General features: G+C 70.0%; 11 protein-coding genes. 7 read left to right on the plus strand and 4 right to left on the minus strand.

What is annotated here, in order from left to right; all coding sequences use genetic code 11:
- Window positions 1-12: 12 nt before the first annotated feature.
- Entirely contained in the window at window positions 13-3897 is a 3885-nt protein-coding gene (gene hrpA / locus ABTW65_RS12910) for an ATP-dependent RNA helicase HrpA (protein WP_502890569.1), read from the minus strand.
- 154 nt (window positions 3898-4051) lie between these two features.
- Here hrpA and ABTW65_RS12915 point away from each other — a divergent pair, with 154 nt between their 5' ends.
- The 5 genes from ABTW65_RS12915 (at window position 4052) to ABTW65_RS12935 (ending at window position 8372) form a co-directional block, all read left to right on the plus strand.
- Entirely contained in the window at window positions 4052-5056 is a 1005-nt protein-coding gene (locus ABTW65_RS12915; protein WP_350660590.1) for an alpha/beta hydrolase, read from the plus strand.
- A 51-nt stretch (window positions 5057-5107) separates the two neighbouring features.
- Entirely contained in the window at window positions 5108-6136 is a 1029-nt protein-coding gene (locus tag ABTW65_RS12920; RefSeq protein ID WP_350660592.1) for a helix-turn-helix domain-containing protein, read from the plus strand.
- Between the two features lie 35 nt (window positions 6137-6171).
- Window positions 6172-6363, plus strand: a complete 192-nt coding sequence (locus tag ABTW65_RS12925) for a hypothetical protein (protein WP_091052443.1) — start codon at window positions 6172-6174, stop codon at window positions 6361-6363.
- Window positions 6364-6432: 69 nt separating this feature from the next.
- Window positions 6433-7737, plus strand: a complete 1305-nt coding sequence (locus tag ABTW65_RS12930; RefSeq protein WP_141806185.1) for a citrate synthase — start codon at window positions 6433-6435, stop codon at window positions 7735-7737.
- On the plus strand, window positions 7734-8372 hold the full coding sequence (locus ABTW65_RS12935; RefSeq protein ID WP_350660595.1) for an HAD family hydrolase: 639 nt from the start codon (window positions 7734-7736) through the stop codon (window positions 8370-8372). Before ABTW65_RS12930 ends, ABTW65_RS12935 begins: the two co-directional genes overlap by 4 nt.
- On the opposite strand, the gene ABTW65_RS12940 is transcribed toward ABTW65_RS12935, so the two are convergent.
- Window positions 8369-9619, minus strand: a complete 1251-nt coding sequence (locus ABTW65_RS12940) for an MFS transporter (RefSeq protein WP_350660597.1) — start codon at window positions 9617-9619, stop codon at window positions 8369-8371. The genes ABTW65_RS12935 and ABTW65_RS12940 overlap by 4 nt on opposite strands.
- Before the next feature lie 70 nt (window positions 9620-9689).
- Between ABTW65_RS12940 and ABTW65_RS12945 the strand changes: the two genes are divergently transcribed.
- Together ABTW65_RS12945 and ABTW65_RS12950 are read left to right on the plus strand one after the other, a co-directional pair.
- Window positions 9690-10229 carry a MarR family winged helix-turn-helix transcriptional regulator gene (locus tag ABTW65_RS12945; protein ID WP_350660599.1) on the plus strand — a complete coding sequence of 180 codons (540 nt, stop codon included), beginning with the start codon at window positions 9690-9692 and terminating at the stop codon, window positions 10227-10229.
- Window positions 10230-10305: 76 nt separating this feature from the next.
- Window positions 10306-11577, plus strand: a complete 1272-nt coding sequence (locus ABTW65_RS12950) for a S1C family serine protease (protein WP_350660601.1) — start codon at window positions 10306-10308, stop codon at window positions 11575-11577.
- A 103-nt stretch (window positions 11578-11680) separates the two neighbouring features.
- Here the strand turns inward: ABTW65_RS12950 and ABTW65_RS12955 are convergent, their stop codons facing one another.
- Window positions 11681-12703, minus strand: coding sequence for a GNAT family N-acetyltransferase (locus tag ABTW65_RS12955; RefSeq protein WP_350660603.1), 1023 nt, complete (start codon window positions 12701-12703; stop codon window positions 11681-11683).
- Window positions 12700-14397 (minus strand): ABC-F family ATP-binding cassette domain-containing protein, encoded by a 1698-nt coding sequence (locus ABTW65_RS12960; RefSeq protein WP_350660605.1) that lies wholly within the window; start codon window positions 14395-14397, stop codon window positions 12700-12702. Before ABTW65_RS12960 ends, ABTW65_RS12955 begins: the two co-directional genes overlap by 4 nt.
- Window positions 14398-14479: the final 82 nt, after the last annotated feature.

Raw genomic sequence — 14479 nt, forward strand, 5'->3', positions numbered from 1 at the left:
AGCCTTGCGGCGTTACCCCAGCAGCTTGCGGATCCGCGCGTCGGAGACCTTCTCGGCGGTGCCGAGATGCTGAGCCCAGAGCTGGACGCGGTACTCCTCGAGCATCCACCGCACCTGGCGCAGCCGCGGACCGGGCGGCCGGCCCTCGGCCAGCGCCTCGACCTGGTGCAGGTAGGCGTCCTGGAGCGACGCGATCCGGTCGTGGGTCGCCCGGTCGGCGCGCAGGTCGGCGTCGAGCTTGCGGCGGCGTTCGACGATGGCCTTCAGATAGGTCGGATACCGCCTGATCTGCTGAGCGCCCGCCTCCGCGACGAACCCACGGTGCACCAGCCGCGCGAGCTGGTCCTTCATGTCGGTCAGCGCGGGGAGCTGGAACATGTCGGCCCGCCCGGAGAGCGCCTTGTCGGTCTCGCGATACGCCTCGAGCGCCCGCATCACGTCGGCCAGGACCGCGCGGACGGCCGCGACCAGGTCGGCCGGAGTGCCGGCGGCGGCCAGGACGGCGGCGTACGCCTCCTGGGTCCGCGGCAGCGGACGGGCATCGACCAGCTGACGGACGACGGCGGCGCGGCAGTCCTCGACGAGCTCGGCGGCGCTCGGGTAGGGCGATCCGGCCAGCGCGAGCTTCTCCATGGTGGAGAGCCCGTCGACGACCTGCTTGCCCACATTCGGGAGAGCGAGGAGAAGCAGGCGTACGACGCCAAGACGATGACGTGCCTCGGCCTCCTCCGCGGATCCGGCGACGACGAGACCGACAGTCGTGCCCTCGTCGGAGAGGCACGGGAAGACCGTGACCTCGTGACCGGCACGCTTCTCGGTCACGGTCGCGGCGATGTCACCGAAGACCCAGCTCGTCTCGCCGGTGCGGGTGTGACCAGCCGACGCCGCGACCTCGGCGATCGCAGCCTCGAACTCGCCCTCGAGCGGAGCCTTGAGCGCATCGAGGTCCTTGCCCTTCGCCGTCTCGCGACCGTCCTCGCCGACGACCCGGTAGGTCGGCCGCAGGTGCTCGGGCACCTTGTCCCAGTCCCAGGCCTCGCGGGGGATGTGTACGCCCGCGGTCGAGCGCGCCCAGCGCTCCAGCGCGGTCAGCAGCGGCTCCTCCCCCGGCGGCGTCTCCTTCAGGAAGGCGCGCGCCTTGTCGGGCGCGGGCACGAAGCTGACCCGCAGCGGCTTGGGAAGCGACCGGATCAGCGCGGTCACCAGCTCCTCGCGCAGCCCCGGCACCAGCCAGGAAAAGTCGTCGGCGCCGACGCGGTTGAGCGTGGCGACGGGTACGTCGATCGTCAGCCCGTCATCGGCCGCGCCCGGCTCGAAGTGGTAGCTCAGCGAGAACGTGAGCGGCCCGGCGTCCCACTCGGCCGGGAAGTCACTCTCGGTCACCTCGCCCGCGGCGTCGTTGGTGAGCATCGACAGCTCGAAGGTGAGCAGGTCGGGCGCCTCCCGCCGGGCCTGCTTCCACCACTGGTCGAAGTGGGCGCCGGAGACGATGGAGGCCGGCAGCCGGCGGTCGTAGAAGTCGAAGAGCGCGTGCTCGTCGACCACGATGTCGCGGCGCCGAGCGCGGTGCTCGAGCTCCTCGGCCTCCTCGACGAGCTTCGCGTTGTCGCGCAGGAAGCGGTGATTCGTACGCCACTCGCCGTAGACCAGCGCATGCCGGATGAAGAGCTCGCGACTCAGCTCGGGATCGATCTTGCCGAAGGCGACAGGACGGTCGGCGACCAGCGGCACGCCGTAGAGGGTCACCTTCTCCCGTGCCATCACCGAGGCACGCTTCTGCGACCAGTGCGGCTCCGAGTAGGTGCGTTTGACCAGGTCACGGCCGAGGCTCTCGGCCCATTCGGGCTTGATCGAGGCGTTCTGCCGGGCCCAGAGCCGGGAGGTCTCGACCAGCTCGGCGGACATCACGAACTGCGGGTTCTTCCGGTGCAGCGCCGAGCCGGGGAAGATCGCGAACTTCGCCCCGCGGGCGCCCTCGTACTCCCGCGGACCCGGCCGCCGTCGGTCCCTTCCGGCCGCCGCCTCCGCCTTCTTGTCTCGTTCCTCCAGCGCCCCGATGTGCGAGAGCAGCCCGGAGAGCAGCGCCTGGTGGATCCCGTCGGCGTCGTAGGTCACCTTGTCCTCGGCCGCGTCCTCGCTGGCTTCGATGACATCGCGGTGCCCCTTGCCGAGGTCGATCTTCATCTCCCGGCACACCTGACGCAGCTGCGACTCCAGGTCCTGCCACTCCCGGACGCGTACGTAGTGCAGGAACTCCCGCTTGCACAGCCGCCGGAACGCGCTGGAGGAGAGCTCGTGCTGCTGCTGCTTCAGATAGCGCCACAGGTTGAGCCAGGTGAGGAAGTCGGAGGTCTCGTCCTTGAACCGCGCGTGCAGCTGGTCGGCCTGCGCCTGCTCCTTGGGATGGTCCTGCCCCGGCCGCTCGCGTGGGTCCTGGAGCGAGAGCGCGGCAGCGACGACGATGACGTCGCGTACGCACCCGAGCCGCTCGGCCTCGAGCACCATCCGAGCCAGCCGCGGGTCGATCGGCAGCCTGGCCAGCCGGCGGCCCAGCTTCGTCAGCCGCTGCCCGTGCATAGCGCCGAGCTCCTCGAGAAGCTGTACGCCGGCGGTGATGTTGCGCCGGTCCGGCGCCTCCACGAACGGGAACCGGGCGATGTCGCCCAGTCCGAGCGAGGCCATCTGCAGGATGACCGAGGCCAGGTTGGTGCGCAGGATCTCCGGGTCGGTGAACTCCGGCCGCCCGAGATAGTCCTCCTCGGAGTAGAGCCGGATCGCGATGCCCGCCTCGACCCGCCCCGTACGTCCCGACCGCTGGTTCGCCGAGGCCTGCGAGATCGGCTCGATGGGCAGCCGCTGCACCTTGGTGCGGGCGGAGTAGCGCGAGATGCGGGCGACGCCGGTGTCGACGACGTACTTGATCCCGGGGACCGTCAGCGAGGTCTCGGCGACGTTGGTCGCGAGCACGATCCGGCGGCCGGTGTGGGGCGAGAAGACCCGATGCTGGTCGGCGGCCGACAGGCGCGAGAACAACGGGATGATCTCGACGAGACCCGTCCCGGAGCGCCCCTTGTTCAGCCCGAGCGCATCCGACAACGCGTCGGCCGCGTCCCGGATCTCGCGCTCGCCGGGCAGGAAGACGAGGACGTCACCCGGCCCCTCGGCCGAGAGCTCCTTGACCGCGTCGACGATCGCCTCGGTCTGGTCGCGGACGACGACCTCGCCCTCCTCGTCCTCCTCGGAGAGCTCCATCAGCGGCCGGTAGCGGACCTCGACCGGATAGGTGCGGCCGGAGACCTCGATGATCGGCGCCGGCTCCCCCGACGGCTCGGCGAAGTGGGCCGCGAACCGCTCCGGGTCGATCGTCGCCGAGGTGATGATGATCTTCAGGTCCGGCCGCCGCGGCAGCAGCCGGCGCAGGTAGCCCAGCAGGAAGTCGATGTTCAGCGACCGCTCGTGGGCCTCGTCGATGATGATCGTGTCGTAGCGGCGCAGGTCGCGGTCGCGCTGCAGCTCGGCGAGCAGGATGCCGTCGGTCATCAGCTTGATCCGCGAGGCGGCCGAGGACTTGTCCATGAACCGCACCTGGTAGCCGACCAGGTCCCCTAGCGAGGTGTTGAGCTCGGAGGCGATCCGCTCGGCCACCGACCGTGCCGCGATCCGGCGCGGCTGGGTGTGGCCGATCAGCCCGGCGGACCCGCGCCCGAGCTCCAGGCAGATCTTGGGCAGCTGCGTCGTCTTCCCCGACCCGGTCTCACCGGCGACGATCACGACCTGGTGGTCACGGATGGCCGCGGCGATGTCCTCGCGGCGCTGGGTGACCGGCAGCTCGGCAGGGTAGGTGATCGCGACGGAGGTGGCGGCGGGCTGGTCGGACTCGGACATGAGGTCACCCATTCTCCCCCGGCGTACCCCTCGACCGCACATCGGTTTCTCGCCGCACCCGGCCCGCCGGATGGCGGGGGCAGCGGATGTGATTCCCGCCACAGGCCGGGTTCCGTCGTCAACGGTCACGAGGGAGGCTGGGGGCACCCCCGACGAAGGAGTGGCCATGACCGAGACGACCACCAGCGAGATCTACCCCGACACCCCCATCCGGCCGCCGTTCGATCCCGAGCTCGTGCCGGTCCTCGAGGCGGTACGCCAGGGCATCCCGCCCTTCTCGGCGGAGATCCTCCCGCTGATACGGCAGCAGAGCGCCGACGGGTTCCCCGGCATGGAGCCGGCGGATCTGACCGTCGGCGGCGCGGTCAGGGTCGAGGAGCGGCAGGTTCCCGGCCCGGAGGGCGCCCCCGACATCACGCTGCTGATCCTGAGCCCGACCGTCGACGGGCCGCCGCGCCCGGTGATCTACCACATCCACGGCGGCGGCATGGTGATCGGAAATCGGGTGTTCGGCGTGGAGGCCTTCCTCCCGAACGTCGCAGACGGCACCGCCGTGGTCGTGTCGGTGGAGTACCGCCTCGCCCCGGAGCATCCCGACCCCGCGCCCGTGGAGGACTGCTACGCCGGCCTGGTCTGGACCGCGAAGAACGCCGCTGAGCTCGGCATCGACCCCGAGCGCCTCATGATCGCGGGAGCCAGTGCCGGCGGCGGCCTCGCCGCGGGCACGGCGCTGCTCGCCCGCGACCGGTCCTTCCCGAAGCTGAGCCACCAGATCCTCATCTGCCCGATGCTCGACGACCGCTTCGAGACTCACAGCAGCAGGATGCTCGACGACGAGGGAGTCTGGGACCGCGAGGCCAACCTGTTCGGCTGGACGGCACTGCTCGGCGAACGCCGGGGTGGCCCCGACGTCTCCCCGTACGCAGCGCCCGCGCGCGCCGAGGATCTCGCCGGCCTCCCCCGCACCTACATCGACACCGGCTCGACGGAGACCTTCCGCGACGAGACGCTCACCTATGCGCGCCGACTCTCGGAGGCCGGCGTCAGCGTCGATCTCCACATGTGGGGCGGCGGGTTCCACGGGTTCGACATGATGGCCGGGCACGCCGCGGTCTCCCGTGCCTCGATCGCAACCCGTGACGAGTTCGTCCGCAGGGCACTCGAGGCCTGATCCGCTGGCTTGCTCGCCTTCCGTGGGCGAGAGTAGGCCAGGGAGGTTCAGGTGCGAGATCTGATCGGCAAGCTCGAGGTGGTCGACGACGACACGGCCAGTGCGCTGCGCGTCATCGACCACTTCGACCGGCTCGCGGACGAACGGGCCTCGACCGCCGCGGTCGTACGCGCCGCGGCGGCGCTGGCCGGCTCCCCCGCAGGGCTCCACGACGCCGCCCGCGGCCTCGTCAAGCGGTTCGCGCCCGACGGCCGCACACTGACCGGCGAGACCGAGGGCAGCTGGCATCACGCACCGATCCCCGGCCAGCCCGGCTCCTGGCTCTGGCTGGAGCGCACCGGGGACGCCGGCCCGCTCGACGCGCTCATCCTCGAGCGCGCCGCCCGCGCCCTGCAGGCGCTCAGCACCGGCTCGTCCGACCCCTCGACCAGCGGGCTGGTCAGGATCGCGTGCGACCCCGACGCGACCGATTCCGACCGGCGTGACGCGGTCGCACGGCTCGGCCTGACCGGCCCCGTCACGGTCGTACTGAGCACCTCGGTCCACCTGCGGGCGACGCTGATCAGCACGGTCGGCGCCCTGGTGGTCGCCCTGCTTCCTGGCACGCCCACCATCCCGGACGGCATCAGCGCGGGGGCCGCCGTAGCCCCCGATCCGCTCCAGCTGCCGACCGCGCTGGAGCAGGCGCGGACGGCCCTCCGGCTGGCCGCCGACGTCGGCGGTCTCGCGCCCGCGGTGGTCCGCTACGACGACCTCGGCGCACTTGCCGTCATCGCCGAGCGGATCAGCGCCGACGAGGCCGCGGGCGTGGGTGACGTACGACGTCTGCACGGGCTGCTCGCCGGTCATCCGTGGGTCGTGGACACCCTCTACGCGGTGCTGGACCAGCCGAGCCTGCGGCAGTCGGCCGCGATGCTCCACGTGCACCATTCGACGTTGCAGGAGCGGCTGACGTGGCTGAGTGGTCAGCTCGGCTACTCGCCCACCAAGGGGCGGGGACGGCAGCGCGCGGCGGTCACGCTGCTGCTGTGGCGTGTGGCCCACGGCACCGACCAGCAGGTCGTGGACGATCCGCACTAGGCGAGCCTTGGTCCGGGCACCTAGATTATGTCCCCATGACCGGGGAGCCGAGCGAGACCGAGGTCCAGGATGCGCTGCGTGCGCTCCGAGGAGAGGACGACACCCTCAACGAGCGGTCTGTGCAGACCGCTCTCGACCTTCATCGGCTGCGCGATGCGCTGACCCGGTTCGGCGACGACGAGCCGTCCGGCGACACCAAACCGGCGCGTGACAGGTTCCGACTCTGACTCGAAATCGGCCAATGGGTGGGACGCCGAGTTACGTAGGGGATTTCAAGAGGGTTACCGTTGCTGATCGTGACCGAATCTCTAACAGTGCGTGACAACCGCACCGGGGTGGAGTACGACATCCCGATCACCGACGGCACCATCCGCGCCGCCGACCTGGGGAAGATCAAGGCCGCTGACCCGGCCACCGACGAAGAAGGTCCTGGCCTGGCGGTCTATGACCCCGGCTTCGTCAACACCGCTTCTTGCCGATCTTCCGTCACCTTCATCGACGGTGACAAGGGCGTGCTCGAGTATCGGGGCTATCCCATCGAGCAGCTCGCCGAGAAGTCGAGCTTCCTGGAGGTCTCCTACCTCTTGGTCCACGGCGCGCTGCCGACCAAGGAGGAGTACGACGCGTGGGTGCACGAGATCACCTTCCACACGTTCGTGCACGAGAACATCAAGGAGTTCATGCAGGGCTTCCGCTATGACGCCCACCCGATGGGCATGCTCATGGCGTCGGTCGGTGCGATGTCGACGTTCTACCCGGACGCCGCGAACATCTCCGACCCCGACAACCGCCGCCTGCAGATCATCCGGCTGATCGCCAAGATGCCGACGCTGGGCGCATGGGCGTTCCGGCACGCGCAGGGCAAGCCGTACGTCTACCCGGACAACGACCTGTCCTACACCGGCAACTTCCTCTCGATGCTCTTCAAGATGAGCGAGAGCAAGTACGCCTCGGACGACCGCATCGAGAAGGCGCTCGACACGCTCTTCATCCTGCACGCCGACCACGAGCAGAACGCCTCGGCCAACGCCGTCCGCAGCGTGGGCTCGACCCAGGTCGACCCCTACTCCTCGGTGGCCGCCGGCGTCGGCGCCCTCTTCGGCCCGCTCCACGGCGGCGCCAACGAGGCCGTGCTCCGGATGCTGCGCCGCATCGGCAAGGTGGAGAACATCCCCGCCTTCATCGAGGGCGTCAAGGCCGGCAACGAGCGGCTGATGGGATTCGGCCACCGGGTCTACAAGAACTACGACCCGCGCGCGACGATCATCAAGCAGCAGGCGCTCAACGTCTTCGAGGTCACGGGCACCAACCCGCTGCTCAACATCGCGATGGAGCTGGAGAAGATCGCGCTCGAGGACGAATACTTCGTCAAGCGCAAGCTCTACCCCAACGTCGACTTCTACTCCGGCCTGATCTACGAGGCCCTGGAGTTCCCGCCGGAGATGTTCACCGTGCTGTTCGCCATCGGGCGTACGCCGGGCTGGCTCTCCCAGTGGCTGGAGCTCGTCCAGGACAAGGAGCAGAAGATCGCTCGTCCGAAGCAGATCTACACCGGCGAGCGCGGACTCACCTTCGTCCCGCGCGACGTTCGCTGGGCGTGACGGTCCCCGACACGCAGACCCCGTCCACCCCCGTGGTGGACGGGGTCGTCTGGGACTTCGGGAACGTCCTGATCCGCTGGGACCCGCTCCCGGCGATCGCGGCCGGAGTCGGGGACGCCGATGCCCGCAGGTTCATGGAGTCCTTCGACTTCAGGTCGTGGAACCACGTCCAGGACGCCGGCCGCACCTGGGCCCAGGCCCTCACGGTGCTCGAGGATGCGGCGCCCGAGTGGCTCAGCGCCGGAGCGGCGTACGTCGACAACTTCCCGCTCTCCTTGCTGGGGCCGGTCCCCGGCACCCATGAGATGGTCCGCGAGCTCGCCGCGGTCGGGTTTGCCCAGCTCGGGCTGACCAACTGGTCGGCCGAGCTCTATCCGCATGCGCCGGCGACGTACGACGTGATCGACCTGCTCGGCGACGTCGTCGTCTCCGGCGAGGTGCGCCTGGCCAAGCCCGACCCGGCGATCTACCAGCTGGTCGCCGAGCGCGCCGGGATGCCGTTGGACCGGCTGGCGTTCATCGACGACAGCATCGCCAACGTGGCCGCCGCCGCAGCGCTGGGCATGCACGCGATCCAGTTCACCGGGGCCGAGCAGCTCCGCAAGGACCTGGTCGCGCTCGGCCTCCCGCTCTAGAGGGCCTGCTCGGGCGCGCGCTCCAGACGGCGTACGCCCGCGAAGGAGATCGACATCAGGGCGCTGCCGGAGATCACCGCGGCGACCACGAACAGCCAGGTGTCGAAGCCCACCGCGACCGCGACCGGGCCGACGAGCGCGAGCCCGAGGGGGCGGGCGACGAACGAGCCCACGATATCGAAGGAGTAGACCCGGGAGAGCTTCTCCTCGGGGATCTCCTGCTGGATCGCGATCTGCCAGAAGATGTCGAAGACCTGCAGCCCGAACCCGTGCAGGAACGCGCCCAGGAGGATCGGCCAGAGCGTGTCGGAGACGGCCATCGAGATCGGGAAGAGGCCGGTCATCGCGAGGAAGAACACACCGACGGAGAGCAGCCGGCGCGGGCGGAACCTCAGGCAGAACAGGCCGCCGACGATGAAGCCGGCCATCAGGGCGGCGAGCGCGAAGCCCCACGAAGCCCGGCCGATGCCCTCGCCGACCACGATCGGGCCGAGCACGCTGTGCGCCCCCGACCAGAACAGGTGGTAGAGCAGCGCCTGCAGGATGAGGAACCAGAGCCACGAGTGGCGCATCACCTCGCGGAAGCCCTCGGCGAGGTCGCCGAGCATCGACGCCTTGTGGGGCGGGCGCTCATGGGGCACCCGCATCCCGGCGTAGGCGACGGCGGCGATGGCGAAGGTGAGCGCGTCGACCATGATCGCCCAGCCTGATCCCACCGCGGCGACGAGCACACCGCCGAGGGCGTAGCCGACGGTCGAGGCGGTGGTCTGGAGCAGCGACCGGAGCGAGACGGCGGCACCGAGATCCTCCGCGGGCACGACCACCTTGGTCATCGCCATCGCCGAGGGCTGGTTGAGCGCCGCGATGATGCCCGCGAGACCACCCATCACCGCGATCGAGGGGATCGTCGCCCACCCGAGGATCACCGTCGCCGCCAGTGCGCCGATCACGACGGCGCTGATCGCCGCCGTGCCTTCCATCATCAGCTTGCGCGAGACCCGGTCGCCGAGCACTCCCCCGGCCAGCGTGGTCACCACCTGGCAGGTCGCGAAGATCGCCTCCACGATGCCCAGCTGGGTGACGGTCCCGCCGAGGTCGAGCACCGCGAACGCCAGCGCCACCGGAGTGATCGCGTTGCCCAGCGACGAGGACGCCGTCCCGGTGACGAGCCGGCGGAAGTTGCGATGCTGCAGCGGCGAACGACGCTTGGCCGGGGGCATCGTCGGTGGCTCGGTCGTGGCGGTCATACCCCGAAGGTACTTCGCTGGCGAACTATTCGTCAACGAATTATCAGCCGGCGAAGGGTAGGATCAGATCATGTCCGAGTTGCGACCCTCTGAGACGCTCGATGACGACCTCCCTGAGGACCGGGCCGATCGGCACGTGGCTCGCTGGCGCGACCACTGGCTCGACATCGACTTCGACGACGAGATCGAGGCGATCACGGTGCGGATCGGGTTCATCGCGAAGTTCTTCAACGACGCCCGCGCCGCGGCAGCCGGCGAGGTCGGACTGGCCGACTTCGAATACAAGACACTCCACATGCTGATGATCCGTGACACCCCCGGCCACGCCTCGCCCACGGCTCTCGCGAAGGACCTCGACATCAGCCCGGCCGGGATGACGGGCCGGCTCGACAGCATGGAGAAGGCCGGGTGGGTGCGGCGTACGGCATCGGTCGAGGACCGTCGCAAGATCAGCGTCGAGGCGACGAAGGCCGGCATCGAGATCTGGCGGCGGGCGATGGACCTGCGCGGCGAGGCCGAGACCAGACTTCTGGAGACGCTGACCCCGGAGCGGCGTACGGAACTGGCGGCTCTGCTCAAGCAGGTGACCCTGCGGATCGAGGCCGAATAGGGTCCTGAGTCTTCTCTTCGAGACCGCATAGCCGCGTCTCAGCCGGTTCACAGGGACGCTGGCCACACTCGAAGACATGACCGAAATCCCTCCTCCGCAGCCGAGTGGGACCCCGCCGCAGTGGACTCCCCCGGCTCCGGCCGGCCCCACCCAGCCTCCCGCCGGTCCGTTCGCGCCCCCGCCCGCCCAGACCTCCGTCATGCCGGCCGTGCCCGCCGCCCCCGGCTCTCCCATCAAGAAGCGCGCCGCGGGCCGCACCGGGCTCGTCGCCGCGGTCCTCGCCGGTGCCCTGGTCGCCGGTGGTGCCGCCGGCGTCGGTGGCGCGGCCGTCTACGGCGCCCTCAACGGTGACGGCATCGGCGGCGGGGCGAACACCCCGGCCACCTCGCAGGTCGTCGACGCGAAGGCCCCCGAGGGCAGCATCGAGAAGGTCTCGGCCAAGGTGCTCCCCTCCGTCGTGAAGATCGAGGTCACATCGCAGCAGGGCTCCGGCTCGGGCTCCGGGGTCGTCATCTCCTCCGACGGCACGATCCTGACCAACAACCACGTGGTCGAGCTCGCGGCCAACGGTGGCACGGTGACGGTCGACTTCAACGACGGTACGTCGGCCTCCGCCGAGGTCCTCGGGACCGACCCGCTCACCGACACCGCCGTGATCAAGGCGAGCGGCGTCTCCGGCCTGACGCCGATCACGATCGGCAAGTCCTCCAACCTGACCGTCGGCCAGAGCGTCGTGGCGATCGGCTCCCCGTTCGGGCTCGACTCCACCGTGACCACCGGCATCGTCAGCGCGCTCGGCCGCCCGGTCAACGTCGGCGTCGACCAGAGCGGTGCGGCGACCGTCTACCCCGCGGTGCAGACCGACGCGGCGATCAACCCGGGCAACTCCGGTGGCGCGCTCGTCGACCTCAACGGCAACCTCGTCGGCATCAATGCGTCGATCCGCTCCAGCACAGGGGCGAACGGCGAGGACGCCGGCTCGATCGGCATCGGGTTCGCCATCCCGATCGACGAGATCCGCCCGATCGTCGAGCAGCTCGAGAAGGGCGAGCAGGCCACCCACGCGCAGTTCGGCATCTCGGTCTCGGACGCCCCGCAGGCCCAGAACGGTCAGACCTCGGTCACCGGGGCCCAGGTTCAGGAGGTCGGCGAGGGCAGCACCGCCCAGAAGGCGGGCCTCGAGAAGGGCGACATCATCACCAAGGTCGACGACCACGTCATCACCGGATCCGACTCCCTCGTGGCGACCGTCCGCTCCTACCGCCCCGACGACGAGGTCGAGGTCAGCTGGTCACGCAACGGCGAGGAGCAGACCGCGAAGGTCACCCTGGACTCCGACGCGTCCTGATCTCCCCGCGAGACGCTGGGGCCCGCAGGGAACCAGCGTCGCGGGGTGCCATCACGGCGAGCGCCTCATCCCCGTCTCTGACCGGGATGAGGCGCTCTCGTGCTCAGGAGACCTGTTTCTGGATGCTGCACAGCCACTCGACCGGCTCGAAGCCCATGGCCTCGTTGACCTGGATCATGTGGGCATTGACCTCGGCGTTGTAGGTCGTCAGGGTCGGCACCTCGGGCCGCTCGGACTGGAGCAGTCTGAGGTTGGCGACCTTGACCGCCAGGCCGAGCCGGTGGCCTCGGTGGGCCCCTTCGACCAGGGTGCCCCACTGATAGCTGTTGCCGTCCAGGCTCGAGTAGCCGATCACCGTGTACGCCACCACCCGGCCGTCGGCGTCCAGCGCCACCGAGTGGTAGAGAGTGCGCTTCTGGGCCGCGACCAGCTCCTCGGTCTCGCGCACCTTCGCCACGTCGGGCTCGAGCGCCTCGATGTCCAGGTCGCCGGTCGGCGCCTCGGTCTCCAGGCTGGCGTCGAGCACCGCCCAGCTCTCCACGATGTCGTCGGGCACCCGGCCGACCCAGGAGCGCAGCGTGTAGTCCCCGTGCTTCGCCGCAGCCTCCGCCGCCAGCCGGTCGAGGACGTCGTCCGCCACCGGGAGCCGGAGCAGGCGGCGTACCTCCACCAGGGCGGGCGCATAGCCCCGCGCGATTCCGAACTCCCGTCCCGGCGATCCCTCACCGCCGGACCCGAGCGCCCAGGACCACCAGACCTCACCCGTGAACGACGTACGCCCCTGGGCGCGCGCCTCCGCCTCGACATGGTCGAGCAGACCGGTGCCATGGCCCCGTCGCCGGTGGGCCGGCAGCACGGCGACCACGAGGGTCGCCCGGTGGAGGTTGTCGAGCAGCGGCATCGCCATCCAGGCGGCGGCGACCGCCTCACCACCGACACGGCCGACGTACGCCCTCCGGTCGGTCTTCTCGGTCTGCTGCTGCAGCTCGACGCGCTGCTCCTCACGCGCCCACAGGTCCGCGTCGGGGCCGCGTACGTCGAGCCACGACGCGGTCATCACGTCGTACCACGCGTCGAAGACGTCGTCCTCGAACGGGTCGACGCGCTCGATCACCAGCTCACTCATCGGGACCTCTCCACTCTCGTCTCGTCCCAGACCGGCTCCGGGGACTCATAGACATCACCGTTGGCGCCGTAGACCAGGTAACGGTCGAAGCCACGGGCGAACCAGCGGTCGTGGGTGACCGCGACGACGGTGCCCTCGAACGACTCCAGCCCTGCTTCGAGCGCCTCGGCGGATTGGACGTCGAGGTTGTCGGTCGGCTCGTCGAGCAGCAGCAGGGTGGCGCCGCTCAGCTCGAGCAGCAGGATCTGGAAGCGCGCCTGCTGTCCGCCCGAGAGCGACTCGAAGGTCTGCTCCGCGGCGTGCGCGAGCTCGTAGCGGTCGAGCACCCGTGAGGCGGCCTCGCGCCCCATACCCGCGCGCCCTCGCCCGTCGGGCGAGCCCTCACCGCGGTGCAGGATGTCGAGCAGCGTACGCCCCACCAGCTCCGGATGCGCATGGGTCTGCACGAACCAGCCCGGCCGCACGCGGGCGCCGAGCTTGGCCTTCCCACGGTGGCGGACCGGCTCGATGGGGGTGTCCTCGACCGGGCGGTGCTCCACGTCCGGGTCGGTGCCACCGCGAGCGAGCAGCCGTAGGAAGTGGGACTTACCTGAGCCGTTGGAGCCGAGCACAGCAACCCGCTCGCCGTACCAGACCTCCAGGTCGAACGGGCGCATCAGTCCGGTGAGCTCGAGCGCCTCGCAGACCACCGCCCGCTTGCCGGTGCGCCCGCCGCGCAGCCGCATCTGCACCGCCTGCTCACGTGGCTGCTCGACGGGCGGCCCGGCCTCCTCGAACTTCCGCAGCCGTGTCTGGGCCGCCCTGTACTGACTGGACATCCCGTCGTTGTACTCCGACTTGACCTTCAGCCGCAGGACCAGCGCCTTGATCTTGGCGTGCTCCTCGTCCCAGCGACGGCGCAGCTCCTCGAACCGCAGGAACCGGTCCTTGCGGGCCTCGTGGTAGGAGGCGAACCCACCAGGATGCGTCCACGTGCTGTTGCCGGCGCCGGACGCGCCGAGCTCGACCGTGACCACCCTGGTCGCGGTGTTGTCCAGCAGCTCACGGTCGTGACTGACGTAGAGGATCGTCTTCGGAGACTCCCGGATACGCTGCTCCAGCCAGATCTTGCCGGGCACGTCGAGGAAGTTGTCCGGCTCGTCGAGCAACAGCACCTCGTCGGGGCCGCGCAGCAGGAATTCGAGCACCAGCCGCTTCTGCTCGCCGCCGGAGAGGGTGTCCAGGGAGCGGTAGCGGGCGCGGTCGTACGGCACCCCGAGCCCGGCCATGGTGCACACGTCCCAGACGACCTCGATGTCGTAGCCGCCAGCGTCGGCGTACTCGGCCAGCGCGGTCGCGTAGCGCATCTGCAGCCGCTCGTCGTCCGACGACATCAGCTCCAGCTCGCACGCGTCCACGGCCGCGGCCGCCTCGCGCACCCGCGCGGGCGCCACCGAGAGCAGCAGCTCACCGACGGTCGAGGAGCCCTTGCCGACCATCTGCCGCATCACCCCGAGGCCGCCCGAGCGCACGACGGAGCCCGCCGTCGGGGTCAGCTCACCGGTGACGATCCGCAGCAGCGTCGTCTTCCCGGCGCCGTTGGCGCCGACCAGCGCCACCTTCGCGCCCTCACCCACCCGGAAGGAGACGTCCTCGAGCAGCACTCGTCCGTCAGGCAGCTGGAATCTCACTCCAGCAACGTCCACATGTCCCACAACCGTCCAGTCTGGCACCCGTGTCGAATGGTTATTCCCGCCGTGTCGGTAGAGCCGTCCGGCAGACGTTCTATGTAAAGCG

This window comes from Nocardioides sp. NPDC127503, from assembly GCF_040302165.1.
Classification (GTDB): Bacteria; Actinomycetota; Actinomycetes; order Propionibacteriales; family Nocardioidaceae; genus Nocardioides.

What these genes read in the sequence shown, in the direction of transcription:
- ABTW65_RS12915 (WP_350660590.1), top strand. Translation starts at nt 4,052, where the DNA reads ATGACCGAGACGACCACCAGCGAGATCTACCCCGACACCCCCATCCGG.
- hrpA (WP_502890569.1), bottom strand. Translation starts at nt 3,897, where the DNA reads ATGGGTGACCTCATGTCCGAGTCCGACCAGCCCGCCGCCACCTCCGTC.
- ABTW65_RS12940 (WP_350660597.1), bottom strand. Translation starts at nt 9,619, where the DNA reads ATGACCGCCACGACCGAGCCACCGACGATGCCCCCGGCCAAGCGTCGT.
- ABTW65_RS12925 (WP_091052443.1), top strand. Translation starts at nt 6,172, where the DNA reads ATGACCGGGGAGCCGAGCGAGACCGAGGTCCAGGATGCGCTGCGTGCG.
- ABTW65_RS12955 (WP_350660603.1), bottom strand. Translation starts at nt 12,703, where the DNA reads ATGAGTGAGCTGGTGATCGAGCGCGTCGACCCGTTCGAGGACGACGTC.
- ABTW65_RS12945 (WP_350660599.1), top strand. Translation starts at nt 9,690, where the DNA reads ATGTCCGAGTTGCGACCCTCTGAGACGCTCGATGACGACCTCCCTGAG.
- ABTW65_RS12950 (WP_350660601.1), top strand. Translation starts at nt 10,306, where the DNA reads ATGACCGAAATCCCTCCTCCGCAGCCGAGTGGGACCCCGCCGCAGTGG.